Source organism: Paenibacillus sp. FSL L8-0641, from assembly GCF_038006265.1.
GTDB classification, from domain to species: domain Bacteria; phylum Bacillota; class Bacilli; order Paenibacillales; family Paenibacillaceae; genus Paenibacillus; species Paenibacillus polymyxa_D.
Genome location: NZ_JBBOUW010000001.1, coordinates 2,602,108 through 2,623,507 on the forward strand (window position 1 = coordinate 2,602,108; position 21,400 = coordinate 2,623,507).

Sequence of the window (21,400 nt, forward strand, 5' to 3'; positions counted from 1 at the left end):
CTATACATGGTAAAAAAAATTCAGTTGCCATTGCAAACCCTTAGTCTGGTTGTCTCCTTTATGGCCTGGGTCTTGATCTCTTCCCTGATTTCTTACATAAGTCAGGATATTCCGCTGACGCCTGGGCAAAGAGCGTGGTCTACCGCGATCCCGGTAATCTTGGGCTCTTTGCTGCGAATTCCGGCGGGGATTCTGACCAACCGCTTCGGGGCAAGGCTGATGAATACAGTCAGTTTCTTGATTTTGCTTGTTCCTGTCTACTATTTGAGCCAGGCCAATACTTTTCTGGATTTGGCGGTTGGGGGCTTCTTTCTTGGGATAGGCGGGGCTACGTTCTCGATCGGTGTGACTTCACTGCCTCAATATTATCCCAAAGAAAAGCAGGGCACCATCAATGGGATATACGGGATCGGGAACCTGGGTACGGCCATCTCTACCTTTGGCGCACCGTGGGTGGCTGATGCGATCGGCTGGTCAAGAGCCCTTCAGCTTTTTTTGATTTTGCTTGCCCTTTTCGCTCTGCTGAATCTGTTTTTAGGGGATAAGCGCGAAGAGCGTGTACGAAGCTCCTGGAAGAATCAACTCAAGCAGGTTTATCGCAACGAAAAGCTGTGGTTTTTCAGCATATTTTACTTCATTACCTTCGGCTCCTTCGTAGCTTTTACAATCTATCTCCCCAGTTTTCTGGTCAGCTATTTTGAATTAAGCAAGGTGGATGCCGGACTCAGGACGGCGGGTTTTATCGCCTTGGCTACCTTTCTCCGTCCAGTAGGCGGGATACTGTCCGACAAGTCCAATCCTTTTGTAGTTCTTATGTTCGTGTTTGCCGGCCTAACCTTGTCAGGAGTTTTACTCTCTTTCGGATTGACCATGCCTCTTTTTACGTTGGGTTGTTTGATGGTAGCCGTGTGCGCCGGTATCGGGAACGGCGCGGTGTTCAAGCTGGTCCCGCTATACTTTTCAAAGCAAGGGGGCATCGCCAGCGGGATCGTCTCTGCCGCGGGCGGTCTGGGCGGTTTTTTTCCTCCACTGCTGCTTACCCTGCTGTTTGGGTGGACAGGCCACTACGCAATCGGCTTTATGGCCTTGTCCGAGGCCTCGCTGGCCAGCCTGATACTTGTTCTGTGGGTATTTTTCAGCAACAAGCTGGAGTTTGCGTCGGATATTATCAAGTCCACAGCCGATGCCGTGATGGTCACTGATGCCAAGGGCGTGATCCATACCGTAAACGCCGCCTTCACCGAGGTCACCGGATATCCCAAAGAAGCGGTGATTGGAAAAACTCCCAATATACTCAACTCCGGCTTCCAAGATCGCTCTTTCTATAATGCCTTTTGGGTCACTTTGCTGACCACCGGAAAATGGCAGGGAAAGATCGTCAATCGCAAGGCAAGCGGGGAGGTTTTTCGAGAGTGGCTCTCGGTAACGGCAATTACGAACGAGCAGAATGTCACTCATTATGTGGCTATATTCAGCGACCTTTCGCAGGCTGACTCCGTAATCGAGGAAGGTGAAGGCGGCGGGCTAGCGCAAAATCATTTCTCAAAAAAAGCAACAGGAAAGGAGGCGGGGGATTCATGTCAGGACCCGCATTGAGACATGTGGACAGTCATTCGATGATTCATGAGGCGGCCTTAGGCGAAGCAAGAGAACTTACCGAGCTGTTGGACAGAAGTATAAAAAAAGGTGAATTGGACAAAGCGGAGGAAATTGCCTACATCACGGTGGAGCATTGGGAGGGGCGTACGCTCCAGCACGCAGCCAGCGAAGAGGAAGGATTATATGTAGAAGCTGTGGGCATCAAGTCGGAGTTGAAGAACGTCATTATTTCCCTGACTCGCGATCATCAATTAATGCGAGAAATTGTCGCTGAGATTAAGGAACTGCTGGCGCAGAGCAAGGTGGGTGGCGAGCTTCTTGCTCGTTTTCAGGCTTTGATTATCGTTGATGAACTGCATAACCGGGATGAAATGAACATGCTGGAAAAAGAAGTGGAGGGACTGCTCCATGAAAAATGAGACCTATACACTGGCGGCGATGCTTCCCGACAAACCACTTCAATCTGTGGAGCCGAGACTGTATCGGCTACTGGTACAAGAGCTCGAGATGCTCCACCTTCATCCTTATGATGTGAAGGCGGGTGGCCGGACCGATGATCACGGCATCACCGTCTACCTCCGATTTGGCGAGGAATTGGGGCAGGTCACCAGCAGGAAATTTTCCTGGGCATTGGTGGAAGACGGCGATGAAGAGGTCTTGACCTTTTTTAAACAGTCGGCGGAAAAGATTAAGAAATCGATGATTGCCGATTATTTTAAAATGATGAAATTCTAACAAAGGTCGGCAGAATGAGTTGGAAAAATGGATACGAAAGAAGGCGAACCAGATGAATCAGGTGGAAACGGAACAATTTGTCCGGGATGATCGGAATGATTTGCTTGCCTTGCTTGAGATGAGATTCGGCGGAGTGCCGCAGCCTGTGCAAGAACAAATCTGCCGGCTGCAGGATCTGAACGAGCTTCAGCGCCTGATTATCGCGGCTTGCAACGCAGCGGATTGGGAAGTGTTTATGGAAGAGCTTCAGTTGGGACAAGACAGCTTCAAACTGACGGGGGAAAGGTTTAACCCGGTAAACCAGCAGGGAAAGGAGCATCTGTGCAATGGCTGAACATAAAAACAAGCTGCTTGATGCGTTGAAATATTTGCAACGCGGAGAGGCCATAAACGAGGGATGGACCGAGGAGAGCCCAAGATCCCGGGATTGGGAGAGCCTATACCGTGGCCGCTGGCAGCATGACAAGGTCGTTCGGTCGACACATGGCGTAAACTGTACCGGTTCCTGCAGTTGGAATGTTTTCGTCAAGGACGGCATTATCACCTGGGAAACACAAAAAACGGACTACCCGACCACAGGAGCCGACTTCCCCGAGTATGAACCCCGGGGCTGCCCGCGCGGGGCAAGCTTCTCCTGGTATACCTATAGCCCGATCCGGGTGAAGTATCCCTATATCCGCGGTGATTTGTACGACATGTGGCGTGAGGAGCTGGCAGTTGTTGAGGACCCGGTCACGGCCTGGAAAAACATCGTCAGCGATCCCAAAAAGCGTGACAGATACGTCAAGGCCAGGGGGAAAGGCGGCTTCGTTCGGGCGGATTGGGATGATGCCTGTCAGATGATTGCCAGCTCTATTATCCATACCATTCAACAATACGGTCCAGATCGTGTTGTTGGTTTTAGCCCGATCCCGGCCATGTCCATGGTGAGTTATTCGGCAGGGACACGCTTCCTGTCGCTGATTGGCGGGACCATCCTCAGTTTTTATGATTGGTATGCAGACCTTCCCCCTGCCTCGCCGCAGGTTTGGGGAGAACAAACAGATGTGCCGGAAAGCGGCGACTGGTATAACTCCAAGTATTTTATTATCTGGGGGACCAACATTCCGCAAACCCGGTCTCCTGATGCGCATTTCATGGTGGAAGCCCGTTATAACGGCACCAAGGTGGTCGGGGTCAGCCCCGATTATGCCGAGTATGAAAAGTTTGCGGACATTTGGCTGCCAGCTAAAGCCGGGACCGATGCCGCGCTTGCCATGGCTATGACCCACGTCATTCTCAAAGAATTCTACGTGGATCAGCAAGTCCCTTATTTTACGGATTACGCAAAAAAATTTACAGACCTTCCTTTCCTCGTGATACTAGAGAAACATGCCGATGCGTTTCGTTCGGGCCGCTTCCTCCGGGCCTCCGACTTGGGAGATGCCCAGGAGTTGGCCGAATGGAAAACGGTAGTCTGGGACGAGGCATCAGGAGCGCCGATGGTTCCGAGCGGCAGCCAGGGCTTCCGTTGGGATCAGGACAGCAGGTGGAACCTGGATCTCGAAAATCCTGACGGGACAGTAGTGGATCCTCTGCTGTCATTTATTGATGCGGCGGATGAAGTGGCTCTCGTTGACTTTCCTTATTTCGTGGAATCGGAGGGAGGGACAGTTCGGCGTGGAGTTCCCGTAAAGCATTTGCCGAGTGTGGAAGGCAGGACGCTCAAAGTCGTGACGGTTTATGACCTTATGATGGCTCATGTGGGTGTACCCAGACAGCAACTGCAAGGCGATTATCCGGTCGATTATAACGATCCGAAGCCTTACACACCGGCTTGGCAGGAGGCGATTACTGGCGTCAAGAAATCTCATTGCATTCAGGTAGCGAGGGAGTTTGCCGAAAATGCGGCCAAGACAGGTGGAAAATCGATGATCGCCATGGGCGGAGGAACGAACCATTGGTATCACAGCGACCAAATCTACCGTTCCATTCTGAATTTGGTTCTGCTCACGGGCTCCCAGGGAGTAAATGGCGGCGGATGGGCCCATTACGTAGGTCAGGAAAAGGTGAGGCCAGTGGAGGGGTGGCAGCAGATCGCATTTGCAGGAGATTGGATCAAGCCTCCCCGCTTACAAAACGGAACCTCCTTCTTCTACTTCGCGACGGAGCAGTTCCGCTATGAGGCCAAGGTCAATGAGGAGCAGAAACCATCCTGGGGCGGGCGGTTTAACCATATGCATCCTGCGGATGTCAATGCGCTGGCCGTAAGGCTCGGGTGGCTGCCTTCATTCCCGCAATTCAACCAGAACTCCATCGATGTGGCCAGACAGGTTCGAGAAAAAGGGTTTTCGGACGATCAGGAGGCCGTACAGGAAATTGCGAGAATGGTTAAAGAGGGAGAGCTAGATTTTGCGGTGGAGCACCCCAATGATCCGAACAATTTCCCGCGTGTCTTTTTCAACTGGCGGTCCAATCTGCTTGGCGATAGCGGTAAAGGGCATGAATACTTTGCCAAACATTTGATCGGGGCGGACAATCAGGTGTTGACGGACCCGAGCCATTCGTGGCGGCCAGAGACGGTGAAGACGGATGATGTTCCGCCGGAAGGCAAAACCGATTTGTTCATCAGCATGGATTTTAGAATGACGAGTTCAGGGCTGTTTTCGGATATCGTGCTGCCAGCAGCGACCTGGTACGAAAAATACGATTTAAGCACGACCGATATGCATCCGTTTGTCCATCCGTTTAATCCGGCTATTGAACCGCCTTGGCAAAGCAAAAGCGATTGGGACGCTTTTCGGGAAATCGCCAAAACGTTCTCCCAATTGGCGGAGAAACATTTGCTAGCCTGCGAGGATGTTCTCATGACTCCGCTCGGACATGACAGTCCAGATGAAATCGCCCAAGTTCACGGAAAAATCCGCGATTGGCGCAAGGGAGAGACGGAGGCAGTGCCCGGCAAAACGATGCCCCATTTTTTATTGGTGAAGCGTGACTATCCGAACGTGTATGGAAAAATGATTACCATCGGACCGAACATTAAAAAGGGTTATGGAACAAAGGGGATTAAAATTCCCGGCGACAAGGTGTACGGCCAGCTCATGGAGCGGCTGGGGGCATCGAAACATGAGGGGATTGGCAAAGGACAGCCGGATCTATTCCGGGATAAACAGGTAATCGAAGCGATTCTGCTGATGTCTGGCGCCACGAACGGAGAACGAGCCGTGGAAGGCTGGCGTTCGTTAGAGACCAAAACCGGCAAAAAGCTGGAGGACATCTCAAAACCTCGGGAAGAAGAGGCTTTCACGCTTCTGGATATTACTGCTCAGCCCCGGCATACGATCTCAACTCCGGTCTGGAGTGGCTTGGAGAAGGACAATCGGAGATACTCGCCCTTTACCTTAAATACGGAGTACAGCATTCCATGGCGCACTTTAACAGGCAGACAAAGCTTTTATCTGGACCATGAGATGATTTTGGATTTCGGTGAAGGGCTGCCGCTTTATTTGCCGCCGCTGGAGCACGTTCCTTTTTTTAAGGGTGAGAAAGAAGTGCCAGCGAATGGGAAAACGATGACGATCCGTTATTTGACCCCGCACCAAAAATGGGGAATTCATACGATGTTCATCGACACCAATCAAATGTCGACGCTGTTCCGCGGATGGCAGGTCGTCTGGCTGAACGAAAAAGACGGGGCTTCAATCGGGATCAAGGATAACGATTGGATTGAGGTATATAACCGGAATGGAGTCATCGCAGCAAGAGCGGTGCTGACTTACCGGATTCCGGAGGGGATCGCTTATATGTATCATGCCCAGGATCGCACGCTTGGCGTGCCAGGCACCTCTATCACCAAGCAGCGCGGCGGTACCCATAACAGTGTGACTCGGATTACGATGAAGCCGACACATATGATCGGAGGTTATGCCCAATTGAGCTACGGGTTCAATTATTACGGGCCGACAGGAAGTCAGAGAGATACGATGACAATCATCCGACCGTTGAAGGAGGTTGACTGGCTTGAGGATTAAAGCGCAAGTCGCCATGGTCATGAACTTGGACAAATGCATCGGCTGCCATACCTGTTCGGTGACCTGCAAGAACACGTGGACCAATCGGCCCGGAACGGAATACATGTGGTACAACAATGTGGAAACCCGGCCGGGTCCCGGTTACCCTCGGGCATGGGAAGACCTGAGGAAATTTAAAGGCGGGTGGGTTCTGCGCAACGGAAAGCTGGCACTTCGGGCGGGGGGGCCAATCACCAAACTGGCGAATATTTTTTACAATCCGAATATGGCCAGCCTGGACAACTTCTATGAGCCGTGGACCTATGATTACGATAACTTGATTCATAGCCCCAAGCGGAAGCATCTTCCGGTCGCGCGTCCAGTATCACTGATTACCGGCGAATATATGGACAAGCCGGAATGGGGCCCGAACTGGGATGACGACCTGGCTGGCGGAAGCGAGATCGTACCGCTGGACCCGAATGTCAAGCAGCTTCAGGAACAGATCGCCATGGAGTATGAGAAGACGTTCATGATGTACCTGCCCCGCATTTGCGAGCACTGTCTGAACCCTTCCTGCGTGGCTTCCTGTCCATCCGGAGCTCTGTACAAGCGGGAGGAGGATGGCATTGTACTTGTAGATCAAGACGCCTGTAGGGGGTGGAGATTCTGTACCAATGGCTGTCCCTACCACAAGGTATACTACAACTGGAATACGCACAAGGCGGAAAAATGCAATTTCTGCTACCCGCGGACAGAAGCGGGCATGGCCACGATTTGCTCGGAAACCTGTGTGGGCCGGATTCGCTATATCGGTGTCGTCTTCTATGACGCAGATCGGGCCAAGGCGGCAGCTTCCGTGGAGAATCCGCAGGATTTGTATGAATCCCAGCTTTCGGTGTTCCTTGATCCCTTCGAGCCGGAAGTGATCAAGGAGGCGAGAAGAAGCGGGATCAACGATTCCTGGATCGATGCGGCACAGCGCTCGCCGATCTACAAGCTTGCCATGAAGTGGAAGGTTGCTCTGCCACTTCATCCGGAATACCGCACGCTCCCTATGGTGTGGTATGTTCCACCGCTTAGCCCGATTATGAACCATATTGAAGAAGACGAGCTTCAGACCGATCACTATATTCCCGCCGTCGATCAAATGCGGATTCCAATGGAGTATCTGGCATCTCTGCTTACGGCAGGGGATACCTCCGTCATCCGTAGAGTGTTGCTTAAAATGACCGCCATGCGTGTACATAGGCGGCAGCAAGCCGTTGGCGGCATGGATGATCTCAGACACAGCCAGCTTTTGGGAGAGGCGGGAATTACAGTGGAGGAAATTGAAGAGATGACCCGATTGTTCGCTGTTGCCAAATATAACGAAAGGTTTGTGATCCCAACCGCTCGGAGGGAAATGGATGGCGCGAAAGAGCTTCATTACAAGCAGGGGGCCTGCAGCATTGAATCCATTACCCCGTCAAGCGCGGTCACGTCACATCTTTTCGCAAGGGAGGACATGGATGATGGAACATAAGCCCGTTTTGCTGGCGGCCTGCGCCAGATTGCTAGGATATCCCGGTGAGGATTTTCAGGAAATGAAGGAGGAACTGCTTGCAGCTGTCCAAGAGGAAATGAAAGATAATGAGCTGGCGAGCAGGTTTGGCCAGGCGGCCGAGGCTATCTTCTCGGTTCCTCCCAAGGAGCTTCAGGAAATTTATGTTTGGACGTTCGATTGGAAGGAAAAGACCGGACTCTATCTGACCGCTCATGAATTGGGTGACAGTCGGGAACGTGGGGCAGCTCTGATTTTGCTTCAGCATATTGTCCGGGATGCGGGCTTTATGATGCCGAGCGGGGAGCTGTGCGACTTCATTCCGCTGTTGTACGAGCTACTGGCCGTAAGGTCCGACAATGTTCATGTACGCGCGCTTGAACTCCGGCTGGCCGCAGCCACAGAGCGGATTCGGAAGCATCTGTCTGAAGACAGTCCCTATTCCAGGTTGTTGAACTTTCTGATGACCGATGTTTTCGAGGTCCCTACGGAAGAAGAAATTCGCATGCTGGAGAGCAAGCGGGAGAGCGCCGATCTGGATGAACTGCCTTATCCTATCCTGTTTGGCATGGACGGTACGGCTCGTAGCGATTCGGGCTTACCTGTCTACAAAACGTGCGATGGAATGGAGGTATAATGATGACTGGTATCTTTTGGTGGGTCGTGTTTCCCTATCTCACCTTGACGGTGATGATCTTTGGCTTGCTCTATCGGTTTGCTTTTCGTCAGGTCAGCTGGACGGCGCCTTCCACGGAGATTTTTGAAAAAAGATGGCTCAGAATCGGTTCGACTGTGTTCCATTACGGGATCATTTTCGCGTTTGTTGGCCATATCATGGGTGTGTTGATCCCGCGCAGTGTTTATCATTTCTTCGGCATATCCGATGAGACCTATCATATATTTGCGATCGCGGGGGGCGGCTTTGCCGGTCTGATGGTCGTCATCGGTCTGGTTCTTCTGCTTATGCGCAAAATCCTTAACCGTCGGGTAAGGGCCCATGCGGGTTTTGGTGATTATTTTGCAGTGATTTTAGTCCTGATCATCGCAGCCATCGGTACCTATATGACCTTCGTGTATAATACGACTGTGGTGGCCTATGAATACCGTACGACCATCGGGCCTTGGTTTCGCAGCCTGTTCACCTTTAATCCGCAATACGGGTTGATGCACATGGTTCCTTTCGTGTTTCAGCTTCACATCATCCTGGCGTTTCTTCTGTTCGCTTCCATACCGTTTACCCATCTGGTCCATATGTTTTCTTTTCCCGCACGTTATCCGGCAAGATCTCCGCAGCAGTACCGTTCCAGAAACAGTTACCGGAAACGGGAGAGAACCTGATTTCTATTTCGATATGGACGAAAATTTCTGATGACAATAATAGCTGTTCATGAAGAGCATCTCTGCTTAACCAATGAGAAACTGATTGAAAAATATGCTTCAGCTTTTGGAAAACCAGCTTTATCCGTGCATTCTCTGAGACATTCATTTGCAACCCGTTATCACCTAGAGAACATTAATGTGCCCAGATTGAAAAACAACCTTTATTGATGGTGGGCGATCAAATTAAGATTGAAGCTCTTGGAGGACAGAACATAGGATGTAGAAAGTCGCCCTTAATGGCGGCTTTTTTCTATAGTAATGGATTCAGAATGATGGTTTGCGTCCAAGGAGAATTCTTTTATGGAATACATAGATAAAATTGTATAATAATATATAATTCACCACTTGCAAGAGGTGATTTCAGTTTCATCATTGATCAAACGACCAAAGTGATGAACTTATAGGTGGGGAGGTTTATCAGTGCTTCTGAACTATTGCCATGACTATATTATGTTTTTTGATTGGTTAGTTTCAGAAAACTTTACTAAGGAATCTATGATTGATGAGGTAGGATTCAATGCTCAGCGCGTACTGATGGAGTACATGAAGATAGCTTTTGCAGACATTAATTGGGTAGAGACGATGGTAGATGATGAAGACGAAGGACTCACCGGAGACGAAACGGAGGCTTTAAGTATTCAATAAACCGATTCCTGAATATCGTAAGAACCCACATTGTTCTGCCAAGAGATGCTTAAATTCTTTCCTGACGATTGGCAGGCAAGCACTCTTATGGATTTAGCAAATAATCCTCGTGTTTCAGTCTGTTCAGGTCAGAGTGTAGGAAAACCGGGCTGGAAGCAGCAACGACCCTTTATTTTCTGCGGTGGATTTTTGTGTTAATGAAGGGGCAATTTTTTACCCTGCCATCGCATTAACTTACCATTGAGGATGACATGGATAGTGTTTTATTATCAAATAACAGCCCCCTTACAAAATTTAATATAAAACAAACATTTTGAATTGAGCAATTTTTTTCCTATGGCAAGGGTTGTATGTCCATCCAATCCTACGGGTGGTCAAAAGGGGCTTATTGAAGGGAGCGAGAAGTGGTGAAGTGGGGCAATAACCTTCTTCGGAGAAAGTAATAGGAGGGCAGTTGTTTTCGAACAAAAATTACCGGCCAATGTCGGTAACGAACATTTTTTTTAATTAAATTGGAACCGGTTTCATAATATTAGGAGGAGAGAAATATGGATTACAAGCAAGTTGCAGCTGACATCCTGGATGCCCTGGGAGGTAAGGAAAACATAACGGCAGCTGCTCATTGTGCGACGCGATTGCGGCTCGTTCTTGAAGATGAATCTTTGCTTGATCAAAAAGCGCTTGATCAAATGGACGTTGTTAAAGGGACTTTTTCTATAGCAGGGCAATATCAAATTATCCTTGGAGCCGGGATTGTAAATAACGTGTATGGCGAGTTCGCCAAACTTACGGGTCTCGGAGAAATGTCCACCGGCGATGTAAAGACGGCAGGAGCAGCTAAAATGAATCCGCTTCAACGACTTGTGAAAGCACTTTCCGACATTTTTGTTCCGATCATTCCGGCGATTGTTGCCGGGGGTCTATTAATGGGGATCAACAACGTTCTGACTGCCAGCAATCTGTTTGGTCCCAGGTCTCTGGTCGAGATGTACCCTGGTATTGCCGATTGGGCAAGCATTATTAATTTATTCGCCAACGCTCCATTTGTTTTCCTTCCCATCCTGATCGGCTTCTCAGCCACTCGCAAGTTTGGTGGAAATCCTTATTTGGGTGCGGCGCTGGCCATGATTATGGTTCATCCCGATCTGCTTAATGGTTACAGCTACGGCCAGGCACTTGTAGATGGGACAGTACCCACCTGGCAACTGTTCGGTTTCTCAATCGAAAAGGTTGGCTATCAGGGAACGGTTCTGCCAGTACTGGCCGTATCCTATATTTTATCGGTAATCGAGAAAAATTTGCGAAAGGTAATTCCATCTTATCTTGATAATCTGTTGACTCCCTTGCTGTCTGTCCTCGTTACCGGCCTCTTGACCTTTGCTGTTGTTGGACCGGTCCTTCGCGCCGCGGGCAACGGACTGACAGATGGTCTCTTCTGGCTCTATGATACGACGGGTTTCATTGGAGGAGGTATTTTCGGTTTTTTCTATTCTTCGATTGCCATAACGGGAATGCATCACAGTTTCCTCGCTGTGGATACCCAACTATTGTCGGACGTTGCTAAGACGGGCGGATCCTTCTTGCTTCCGATTGCCTCGATGGCGAATATCGCTCAGGGCGCGGCTACGCTGGCCGTCTTTCTCATCACACGCAACAGCAAGACGAAGAGTATCGCCTCAGCTGCCGGCATATCCGCGCTGCTCGGTATTACCGAACCTGCAATGTTCGGAATCAACCTGAAGCTTCGCTACCCGTTCATTGCTGCGATGATCGGTTCCGGCCTGGCTTCCGCCTATATTGCTTACGCACATGTGCTGTCCATTTCAATGGGACCGGCGGCGCTACCCGGTATTATCGCAATCCGTCCACAGTCCATCGCTGATTTCTGTATCGGCATGGGCATCAGCTTTCTGGTTACGTTTCTCATCACCCTGCTCTGGGGCAAGCGGAAAAATGCGTCAGCCTCAGGGGAGACTTCAAGCGAAGCAGCGGATCGACCGTAAGTTTAAGCATGCTTGGAACTATTTTGCAGTAAGGAGGTTGCTGTGGAGTGGATAAAAGAAGAGAGATACAGAAGATTAGAAGATACCAATACGGAGGAAATCTCCGGTCTGGCCGCCAGAGTGGCAAGGTGCCCCTGGCGCCAGGGGTATCATATCCAGCCTGAGACAGGGTTGCTGAACGACCCGAATGGATTTGCTTTTTTTCATGAAGAGTATCATTTGTTCTATCAATGTTTTCCTCTCGGTACTGTGCATGGTCTCAAATATTGGTATCATACCAGCTCTCGGGATCTCGTTCACTGGACGAACCGGGGAGTGGCGTTAAAACCGGACCGGGATTTTGACAGTCATGGAGTATACTCGGGCAGTGCAATCGAACACAATGGGCGATTGTACCTCAGGTACACCGGCAATACACATGATAAGAGTTGGGAGCGAGTGCCTTATCAGTGTATGGCTCAAATGGAGAGAGATGGACGTATACACAAGTTCTCCTCCCCGGTTATAAGCGGACCTCCGTCCGGGTATACCGATCATTGTCGCGACCCCAAAGTATGGAAACAGAAAGATTGCTTTTATGCCGTTTGGAGCGCAACGTTCCAATCTTACCGGCTGAGCCATGCTCTATCGCTCCATTGATCTTTACAAATGGGAAGAGGGTTTACTCTACGAGTTCAGACCGGTGACAAAATCAAGAAAGGACAGCTACTGGAATTTGATATTTCCGAAATCGAGCAGGCGGGCTTTCCGGTGATCACACCAGTGTTGGTCCCGGACGACCAGGAAATGGTGAAACCGGTGGAGACGATGGAAGGCGCTGGGGTGGTAGACGGTGTCCCCACTGCTTCGTGTTCACTTAAAATGATGGTGTAGCTTGGATTTATCGGAGAACCGGCAAGCTGTTACAGCACATTTGCCAGTTGATTTTTGCTTCTCAAAATAATATAACCACGGCGAAGGGGCATAGCGAGCAGGGCCTGAAATCTCATGATTTCAGGCCCTGCTTTCTGTTGGACTTCTAATTTTTTTGCTTTGATACATTCATTGCTCGTCGATCTTACTAAACCGCCAGAACAGGCTGATAAAATCCCCTTTTATTCTTGGAAGTGTCAAACCGGCGTACATCAGCTCGTCACCTCCGTATATCTTTCCAGTTTCGTGATGGCGGTACAGGTAACGCGAATTCAATCCTTTGCATTTCAGAATAGGCACCCTTTCACCCGGCTGGCTCAGCACTCGGAAGAAAGCAAGTACAGCTTCGCTCTGGTCATCAGAAACAAAGGCCCAGGCCACCTCGTTGCCCTCGAACGGACTTAAAATGCGATAAAATTCTCCGAATTGGATAAGGGGGCGAATTGCTTTATATAGCGCAACTTGGGACTTGATCGCTATCTTTTCCTGCGGCGACATCTTGGTAAGATCGAGTTCGTAGCCAAGGTTTCCCGACATCGCGACATGTCCTCGGGTGTCAAGAGGAGTAACCCGGTTGACTTGATGATTCGGTACACCCGAAACATGAGCGCCCATAGACACAGCCGGATAGACCATACTGTTGCCGTACTGGATTTTTAGCCGACTGATCGCATCGGTATTGTCGCTTGTCCACGTTTGCGGCATGTAATAGAGCATGCCGGGATCATAGCGCCCTCCTCCGCTGGAACAGCTCTCGAACAGTACATCCGGAAAGACGGAAGTGAGCTCGTCCAATACCCTGTACAGACCGAGGATATACCGGTGTCCCGTTTCGCGCTGGCGCTCCGCCGGAAGCAGGGCAGAGCCGATCTCCGTCAAATGGCGGTTCATGTCCCATTTGACATAAGTAATCGGTGCGGAAGACAGAACATCGGACAGCGCTCCAACAATATAGTCGCATACATCCCGCCGCGACAGATCGAGAACAAGCTGATTTCGCCCCACCGTGTGGGGACGATCTGTCACATGAAGACACCAGTCGGGATGGCGCCGGTAGAGTTCGCTGTCCGGTGAGACCATCTCCGGTTCGAACCACAGACCGAACTGCATGCCCATTCCGGTTATCCGCCGGGCCAGATTGTCCAGCCCCTCCGGAAGCTTGCGACGGTCAACGGTCCAGTCGCCCAGGGAACTCAAATCATTGTCCCGCTTGCCGAACCAACCGTCGTCCAGGACAAAGAGCTCCATACCAAGTTCTTTCCCTTCGCGGGCGATCGCTTCGATCTTGTCGGCGTTAAAGTCAAAGTAGGTGGCCTCCCAGTTATTAATTAGAATCGGCCGTTCGGCGTCACGAAATTTGCCGCGACTGAGCCGCGTGCGGTAGAGCCTATTAAAGACGCGGGACATCCCGCCCAAGCCTTGTGCAGAGTATACCATGACGGTCTCGGGCGTTTGAAAGCTTTCTCCGGGAGCCAACTGCCAGGAGAAGCCAAACGGATTGATGCCGATCGACAACCGAGTCGTCCGGTACTGCTGAACCTCGGCCTGGGCTATGAAGTTTCCGCTGTAAACGAGATTGAGCGCGTATACCTCGCCATTGTCTTCATCAGCGCCAGGACGAAGCAGGGCCAGAAACGGATTCTGCTGGGGACTGCTGGCACCTCGCCGGCTTTCCGCATTCTGGATGCCGGGCATAAGGGGTCTCCGCGCAATATTTCGCTCATTGGTATGCGTACCGTAGAAGGTCAACATGTCATACTCGTCATCTCTGAAATCGATACTGGCGCTGAGCGCGCGAAGAAGGACCAGATTGTCGGAGCCGGTATGGTCGAAACGAACCGACCGAGCGATGGCGTCGTATTTGTTAAAGACAGTATAAATTAAGGTAGCACGCAGACCGGTCAGTGCATCTTCAAGCACAAGCTCCAGCGTATCCGCTTCGTCCTCCCTCTCGATGTAAGTGGCAGGAAGACCTGGAAGCTTTGGCTTGCCGGCGAATATCCGATGAGTCTGGTAACGGAAATCACAGATTTCAGATCCATTAGACTGGCCGACCTGATAGGCGGGTATGCCAAAATCGCCGTTCCCGTAACCCGGATACTCCTGCGGAAGGTTGTCCAAGGAGAACCTTCGGTCAGCAGGGTCAGGATTCGGCGAAAAGCCCCGATCGATAAAATCAAAAGGTACAGAATCCTGGTAGATGGCGATTCGTCGTCCCCAGTATAAATGCCCAAGGTAGCCGTCGCGAACAATCTGAATGCAGTAGCTGGAACCGGGGGTTTGCAGGTGAAATACCATGCGTTTCTCATCGTAATGAATGCCCATAAGTGAAATCGTGCTCCTTTTAGTGTTATAATTTAGTAAGCGTATGAAATAACTGATTATAGAAAATTCGTCTTCATCATTAGCGTAAAGGTGCAGAAGAACCGAAACAAGAGTAACTTTATAAATTGAGGAGGGTGAAATATTGCTGTGAATCATGGGGAGGGAAACGGGAAAGAGAAGCAGTCCTCGATATCTTTTCACTTTATAACACCTATGCCCTATATCTTGTTAAAAGGTGCTGGATATGAGCTGATTACTTCGCATGATTATATCTGGGATGGACGGAACCGTACCGGAGACCATTGTGTGCTTCAATATACATTGAATGGTCGCGGTGAGATTGAAACGGGGGGGAGGAGACATTCCCTCGAGCCGGGGGATGCTTTTCTGGCTGATGTTCCGGGCGACCATATCTACCGTCTCCCCTCTGATTCTCCCAGATGGGAAGTGCTTTACTTCGAACTGTCACACTTGGCGCTGCATCTCCTCAAGGAATGGCTGGACATAAACGGCTACATTTTCAAGATTGAGCCGGGGACCGATTTGGAGCATCTCCTGTGGGCCACTTATCGGGAAGCTATTGAGAACAGCTACCGCGATATGTATCAGTGCTCACGGGCTGCTTATTCACTGGCCATGTCACTGGCGAGTCATCTTGTCACTCTTGCCAGCAGCGTCCCATTGCCTCCGATTGTAGAACGCTGTAAGACCTTCATTGACAGTAATCTGCATCGAAGCATTGGCCTTCAGGACATGGCGGAGGTCTCCGGATGTTCTAAATTTCATCTCACCCGTGAGTTTGAGCACAAGCTTGGCCTCTCTCCCGGCCGCTATTTAACTCGTATGAGGTTGGAAAGAGCGGCTGCGCTTCTGCTGGAGCCCGCAAATCTGACATTGGAGCAGGTGGCGGAACAGTCCGGTTTCTCGAATGCGAATTATTTCGGCAAAGTGTTCCGAAAGTATACAGGAATGGCCCCAGGCGAATTCCGCATGGAGGGCGATTTGTATCAAATTCGGCGGTTGATCCGGAGCGATCAATGAAAATAGGGTCTTGAAGATAGTAACAGGCTGCCGAAAATTTCGGCAGCCTTGTTTTAAAGCGGCTTAAAAGAAAAAAGAAGGGTCACGCAAACACTACGTTAATGATTAGGGGGTCGATTGACTCAATAGTATCGATGACAAAAAGATCCCCGTCCCGCCGGAATGGAGTTGGTACTCCTCAGCGGTTCGATTGAATCAGGTGGCACGAAACTCAAATGCGGGGTAGCAATGAAGAAAGTTAGAAAAAAAGCGCTTCAAAGATTATTGAAACGTTTCCAACTTCGTGCTATTATAATTCCCATAAGAGATATGGGGGGGTTAAATGCCAAGTATTAGAGATGTAGCTAAGATAGCTGGTGTTGCTGTGGGAACGGTGTCCCGCGTTATTAATAACTCGGGCTCTGTAAAACCAGATACACGAAGGAAAGTGGAGAAAGCTATACAAGAACTGAATTATTTTCCTAATGAAGTCGCTCGAAATTTTAAAATGAGGAAATCCAAGATGGTAGCCTTGCTGCTTCCAAGTATCTGGCATCCTTTTTTTTCTGAACTGGCTTATTACATTGAGGATGAGTTAGATCGGGAAGGCTTTAAGCTCATGTTATGTAATAGCGGCGGCAAGCCAGAAAAGGAACTGTATTACCTGGATATGCTACGTCAAAACAAAGTGGCTGGTATTGTCGGCATTACTTACAATGATATAGAAAATAGCGTAAGCAATGACATTCCGATTCTAAGTATTGACAGACATTTCAACAAAAAAATCACTTGTGTGACCTCAGATAATTATGAGGGAGGCCGTCTAGCTTTGAGGGAACTTGTTAAGGCAGGGGCCCAAAAACCGGCCTTTATAGGAAGTGTAACTTCCATTTTTAGTGAAACCATGAATCGAAGAAAAGGTTTCATTGATGAGGCGAAAAAATTGGGTGTAGACCATGTTGTATACGAGAAACCAGATCCTATTGTGGACGACGAAGCCTATTTTGGCGAATTTCTATCTAAGCATCGGGATGTGGATGGCATTTTCGCTATTACCGATATGTTTGCCGCCAAATATATAGAAAGAGCAGGTAGGCAGGGTATTCGAGTTCCAGAAGATGTAAAGGTCATCGGTTATGACGGCATTCAGGATCATCGTTATTTTCATCCGATATTGTCTACAATTAGGCAGCCAGTGGAGGAGATGGCACGTCTGACAATCAGACTACTGTATCAAAAGATGGATGGTATAACTTTAGATCAGCAAGTGTATCGTCTCCCCGTTATCTTCAGGCAAGGCGAAACGACATGAGTTTTATTGTATAAATATTAGCTCATTCAGTTGGATCTCAGTCTGGATCTGCAAACTCGCCTTTTTTTTTATAATAAATTGGAAACGTTTCATTTGACAATCAGACTACTCTGTTAAAAGATCCAAGGAATAAGTTTGGATCAGCAAATGTATCGTCTCCTGTTATCTTAGGCAAGGTTGTTTTTGACTTTGGAAAAACTTCAGCTCATTCGGTGGATTTATGGTATGATCACCGACTGAAGTTTTTCTTTTAATAAATTGGAAACGTTTCAAAAATGAAAATATTCTTTTACAAGAAAGGGAGTGTAATGATGAATTCAAGAACTAGTGAGTGGGATCATTCTACGATCAAGCCAAATCGCAAAATATGGAACCAGATCAAACGTGACTATGAACTATATCTGTTTTTGCTGCCAATCATTATTATTTATCTCGTATTTAAGTACTATCCAATGTATGGAATACAAATTGCTTTTAAGGATTTTTCACCAAGTCGGGGGATTTGGGGAAGCGAGTGGGTAGGTTTTAAGCACTTTATTGATTTTTTCGATTCCTATAACTTCTGGACGATCATGACCAATACGCTTACACTCAGTGCTCTATCGCTTGTGTTTAGCTTCCCAGCTCCGATTATTATAGCGATTATGCTCAATCAGATGCTGGCCAAGAGATACAAGAAAATTGTACAGACTGTAATTTATGCACCACACTTTATTTCTACCGTAGTGCTCGTCGGTATGCTTAATGTTTTTCTGTCTCCAAACAGCGGAATTGTGAATCACATCATCACTTGGTTTGGAGGGGACCCCATTATGTTCTTAGCCGACGAAGGGTGGTTCCGCCCTTTGTATATTTTATCAGGGGTTTGGCAAGAGACAGGTTTTGCTACCATCATTTACCTTGCTGCGTTGGCAGGGGTCAATCCAGAATTGCATGAAGCCGCGATCATGGATGGAGCAAGCAAATGGAAGCGCGTAATGCATGTGGATATTCCAAGCATTTTGCCGACGATCGTCATCTTATTGATTCTCGCACTCGGTAACATTATGGGTATCGGTTTTGAAAAGGCTTTCCTTATGCAGAACGATTTGAATTATGCCACCTCCAATATCATTCCGACCTATGTTTATGAAATCGGGATTCAAAAAGCACAATACAGCTTTTCTACAGCAGTTGGCCTGTTTAATTCAGTTGTAAATATTATCCTGATAGTCACCGTCAACCGGATCGCAAAAAAATTGACGGAAACCAGCCTGTGGTAAGGGGGAGTTCATTTTGAATCAATTATTAAAGAGAAAAAGCAAGGGAGACATGTGGTTTGACATCGTCAACTACGTCATGCTGACCATAGTTATGTTGCTTGTATTATTCCCGCTGTATTTTGTATTGATTGCTTCACTCAGTGACCCCAATCTCATCTACTCAGGTGAAGTATGGTTCTTTCCAAAGGGTTTTACGCTGGATGGATACGGGCGAATATTCAGCGATTCATCTATATGGATTGGATATGCCAATTCGATCTTATATGCGAGTCTAGGAACATTAATCGGAGTTGCCGTGACCATATGTGCAGCTTACCCGTTAGCTCGTAAAGGACTGGCAGGAAAGTCGGTAATAATGTGGTTTTTACTGATCTCCATGTTTTTTAGTGGGGGGTTGATCCCGACCTATTTGCTGATTAAAGATCTTCACATGCTGAATACGATCTGGGCACTTGTTATTCCTGGAGCGGGAGGTGTGTTCAATGTCATTATCGTAAGGACTTTTTTTCAGTCGACCATCCCGGATGAAATGTGGGAGGCCGCTTCCATTGATGGTTGTTCCAATACCAGATTTTTTTGGAGCATCGTATTACCTTTGTCTAAGTCCGTTATAGCCGTAATGGTACTGTATCATGTTGTCGGGTTCTGGAATGGTTTCTTTGACGCTTTGATTTACTTGAACGATGAAAGCAAGTATCCATTACAACTGGTCCTTCGCAACATTCTTGTCCAGAATCAGGCCAACTCGAGCATGATGATAGACGTGGAATCCTATGCAGCGAAGATGCGCGTTACAGAGCTTATCAAATATGGTGTCATCATGGTATCCAGCCTACCGTTGCTGATTTTGTATCCTTTCCTGCAAAAATACTTTGTTAAAGGCGTGATGATCGGCTCGATCAAAGGCTAACATTGTCATGGTGCCTGAAAGGGGGGAATGTGCAACAGAATACCTAAATTCAGCATTCAGACAAGTAAATAACAAGGACAAGGGAAGTTCTCAGCTTGTGGACTGACATAAGGAGGTTATGTACGATGAAATTATTCAAAAGGGCTGGAATTCTAATGCTGGCTGGAATGTTTGCTCTTAGCGGATGTTCGGGAGGCGGAGGCGAGTCAAAAAATCAGACGGTGAATCCAGATCAGGATGCAAATTTTAATAAAACCGGTCTTCCGATTGTTAAAGAAGCGGTGACATTAAAGATGGTATCCCCAAAAGCTGCTTTAGCGCCAGATTACTCGAAAATGGAAATATTTAAGCGGCTGGAAAAACAAACAAACGTAAAAATTGATTGGGAAAACATTCCAGACACTGACTTTGCAGAGAAGAAAAATTTGTTGTTGGCCAGCGGAGATTTGCCAGATGCCTTTTACGGAGCCGGATTCACAGATTACGATCTAATCAATTACGGTAAAGACGGAACCATTATTCCGCTGGAGAATTTAATTGATCAATATGCGCCTAACTTGAAAGCGCTTCTCGATCGACGGCCTGATATTAAACTAGCCATCACAGCGCCAGACGGTCACATCTATGGGCTGCCGTCGTGGGAAGAGAATAAGCTCGATACCAACCCCTTCTTTCACGTCATCAATAAAAATTGGCTCGATAAACTGGGCTTAAAATTACCTCAAACGCTGGACGAATACACGCAGGCTTTGATTGCCTTTAAAACGAAGGACCCGAACGGCAATGGCAAGGCTGATGAAATCCCATTAAGCTTTATGCATATGCAGTGGTGTAGTGACATTGCTGGCATATTCGGAGCTTTCGGTCTTCCGGATAATTTGGAACATCGGATCGTCCGCGAAGGTAAAGTGATCTTTACCGCTACGCAACCTCAATATAAGGAAGCATTAAAATATATTCATGATAACTGGTATAAGCAGGGTCTGATTGACCCTGAATCGTTCACCCAGGATGCCGCTCAGTATTTAGCAAAAGGCAAAACACCAGATGAAACGCTCGGCTCCTACGTTTGGTGGGAAGTCGAAGAAGTTGTCGGACCGGAGCGTAGTAAGGATTATGCTCTGCTGCCCCCGCTTAAAGGCCCAAATGGAGATCAAATGATTGGTCGCAACAACGGCGGCGGTCCGGGACGAGGTAGCTTCGTGATTACAAAGGAGAACCGTTATCCGGCAATGACGATGCGTTGGATCGATCAACAGTATGACCCTTACATGGCGGCTCAAATTCACTGGGGTCCGTTGGATGTCGTATTCAAGAAGGACGAAAAAGGAAAATTGGTGAACCTGCCGCTTCCCAAGGGAGTCTCCGCAGGTGAATTCCGTCAAAAAGTGGCTCCAGGCACAGGAAATCCGGGCGTCATTACTTTCGATGACTTCGGAAAAGTTGTTGATATGGAACCCCGAGCTCAGAAGCGTGCTGAGTATTTGGAGAAATATTACACTCCATATATGAAAAAGGAAAACTATCCGAGCATCTTTTTTGAACCGGATGAACTAGATAAAATCAATCGGATCGAGCCAGAACTTATTAAATATGTAAATACCCAAAGAGGCAAGTTCATCGTCGATGGCGAGGTAGATGAAAAGTGGGACAGCTATGTGAAGACACTCGAGAAGATGGGGCTGAACGAATTAATGGAAATCTATCAAAAAGGGTTGGATCGATATAATGCAAATTTAAAAAATAAATAATCAAACGATAG

General features: G+C 48.4%; 18 protein-coding genes and 1 pseudogene. 18 read left to right on the forward strand and 1 reads right to left on the reverse strand.

The features are described from left to right. Positions 1–6 precede the first annotated feature (6 nt). From MKY16_RS11675 to MKY16_RS11735, 13 genes and pseudogenes are all read left to right on the forward strand, one after another. Entirely contained in the window at positions 7–1,596 is a 1,590-nt protein-coding gene (locus tag MKY16_RS11675) for a nitrate/nitrite transporter (protein WP_165150649.1), read from the forward strand. Continuing rightward, positions 1,578–2,018, forward strand: a complete 441-nt coding sequence (locus MKY16_RS11680) for a hypothetical protein (RefSeq protein ID WP_029515298.1) — start codon at positions 1,578–1,580, stop codon at positions 2,016–2,018. Before MKY16_RS11675 ends, MKY16_RS11680 begins: the two co-directional genes overlap by 19 nt. Next, a complete protein-coding gene (locus MKY16_RS11685) occupies positions 2,008–2,334 on the forward strand; it encodes a hypothetical protein (protein WP_039274876.1) in 327 nt (108 codons plus the stop codon). The genes MKY16_RS11680 and MKY16_RS11685 overlap by 11 nt, the downstream gene beginning before the upstream one ends. A 52-nt stretch (positions 2,335–2,386) precedes the next feature. Beyond that, positions 2,387–2,668, forward strand: a complete 282-nt coding sequence (locus MKY16_RS11690; protein WP_029515295.1) for a hypothetical protein — start codon at positions 2,387–2,389, stop codon at positions 2,666–2,668. Next, on the forward strand, positions 2,661–6,347 hold the full coding sequence (locus MKY16_RS11695; RefSeq protein WP_340955396.1) for a nitrate reductase subunit alpha: 3,687 nt from the start codon (positions 2,661–2,663) through the stop codon (positions 6,345–6,347). The genes MKY16_RS11690 and MKY16_RS11695 overlap by 8 nt, the downstream gene beginning before the upstream one ends. Beyond that, positions 6,337–7,851, forward strand: coding sequence for a nitrate reductase subunit beta (gene narH / locus MKY16_RS11700; protein WP_069011448.1), 1,515 nt, complete (start codon positions 6,337–6,339; stop codon positions 7,849–7,851). The genes MKY16_RS11695 and narH overlap by 11 nt, the downstream gene beginning before the upstream one ends. Beyond that, positions 7,838–8,506 carry a nitrate reductase molybdenum cofactor assembly chaperone gene (gene narJ, locus MKY16_RS11705; RefSeq protein WP_340955397.1) on the forward strand — a complete coding sequence of 223 codons (669 nt, stop codon included), beginning with the start codon at positions 7,838–7,840 and terminating at the stop codon, positions 8,504–8,506. Before narH ends, narJ begins: the two co-directional genes overlap by 14 nt. Positions 8,507–8,508: 2 nt before the next feature. Beyond that, entirely contained in the window at positions 8,509–9,207 is a 699-nt protein-coding gene (narI, locus tag MKY16_RS11710; RefSeq protein ID WP_340955399.1) for a respiratory nitrate reductase subunit gamma, read from the forward strand. Positions 9,208–9,282: 75 nt separating this feature from the next. Further along, positions 9,283–9,411, forward strand: a pseudogene (locus MKY16_RS11715) (tyrosine recombinase XerS); the annotation flags it as partial. Between the two features lie 258 nt (positions 9,412–9,669). Further along, entirely contained in the window at positions 9,670–9,894 is a 225-nt protein-coding gene (locus tag MKY16_RS11720) for a hypothetical protein (RefSeq protein WP_069011445.1), read from the forward strand. 548 nt (positions 9,895–10,442) lie between these two features. Beyond that, a complete protein-coding gene (locus MKY16_RS11725; RefSeq protein WP_209950298.1) occupies positions 10,443–11,897 on the forward strand; it encodes a sucrose-specific PTS transporter subunit IIBC in 1,455 nt (484 codons plus the stop codon). 42 nt (positions 11,898–11,939) lie between these two features. Further along, positions 11,940–12,536 carry a hypothetical protein gene (locus tag MKY16_RS11730; RefSeq protein WP_340955401.1) on the forward strand — a complete coding sequence of 199 codons (597 nt, stop codon included), beginning with the start codon at positions 11,940–11,942 and terminating at the stop codon, positions 12,534–12,536. 9 nt (positions 12,537–12,545) lie between these two features. Further along, on the forward strand, positions 12,546–12,770 hold the full coding sequence (locus MKY16_RS11735) for a PTS glucose transporter subunit IIA (RefSeq protein WP_069011442.1): 225 nt from the start codon (positions 12,546–12,548) through the stop codon (positions 12,768–12,770). A 168-nt stretch (positions 12,771–12,938) separates the two neighbouring features. Here MKY16_RS11735 and MKY16_RS11740 read toward each other — a convergent pair whose 3' ends face one another. Then, the gene (locus MKY16_RS11740) at positions 12,939–15,134 is read right to left on the reverse strand and encodes an alpha-galactosidase (RefSeq protein WP_318628297.1); all 2,196 of its coding nucleotides are present in this window, start codon (positions 15,132–15,134) and stop codon (positions 12,939–12,941) included. A gap of 147 nt (positions 15,135–15,281) precedes the next feature. Here MKY16_RS11740 and MKY16_RS11745 point away from each other — a divergent pair, with 147 nt between their 5' ends. From MKY16_RS11745 to MKY16_RS11765, 5 genes are all read left to right on the forward strand, one after another. Further along, entirely contained in the window at positions 15,282–16,175 is an 894-nt protein-coding gene (locus MKY16_RS11745) for a helix-turn-helix transcriptional regulator (protein ID WP_340955403.1), read from the forward strand. A 322-nt stretch (positions 16,176–16,497) separates the two neighbouring features. Beyond that, on the forward strand, positions 16,498–17,466 hold the full coding sequence (locus MKY16_RS11750) for a LacI family DNA-binding transcriptional regulator (protein WP_029515279.1): 969 nt from the start codon (positions 16,498–16,500) through the stop codon (positions 17,464–17,466). Between the two features lie 311 nt (positions 17,467–17,777). Further along, positions 17,778–18,728, forward strand: coding sequence for an ABC transporter permease (locus MKY16_RS11755; RefSeq protein ID WP_176715754.1), 951 nt, complete (start codon positions 17,778–17,780; stop codon positions 18,726–18,728). 13 nt (positions 18,729–18,741) lie between these two features. Beyond that, positions 18,742–19,638, forward strand: coding sequence for a carbohydrate ABC transporter permease (locus tag MKY16_RS11760; protein ID WP_069012408.1), 897 nt, complete (start codon positions 18,742–18,744; stop codon positions 19,636–19,638). A 125-nt stretch (positions 19,639–19,763) separates the two neighbouring features. Further along, the gene (locus MKY16_RS11765) at positions 19,764–21,389 is read left to right on the forward strand and encodes an ABC transporter substrate-binding protein (RefSeq protein WP_340955406.1); all 1,626 of its coding nucleotides are present in this window, start codon (positions 19,764–19,766) and stop codon (positions 21,387–21,389) included. The last annotated feature ends 11 nt before the right edge of the window (positions 21,390–21,400 follow it).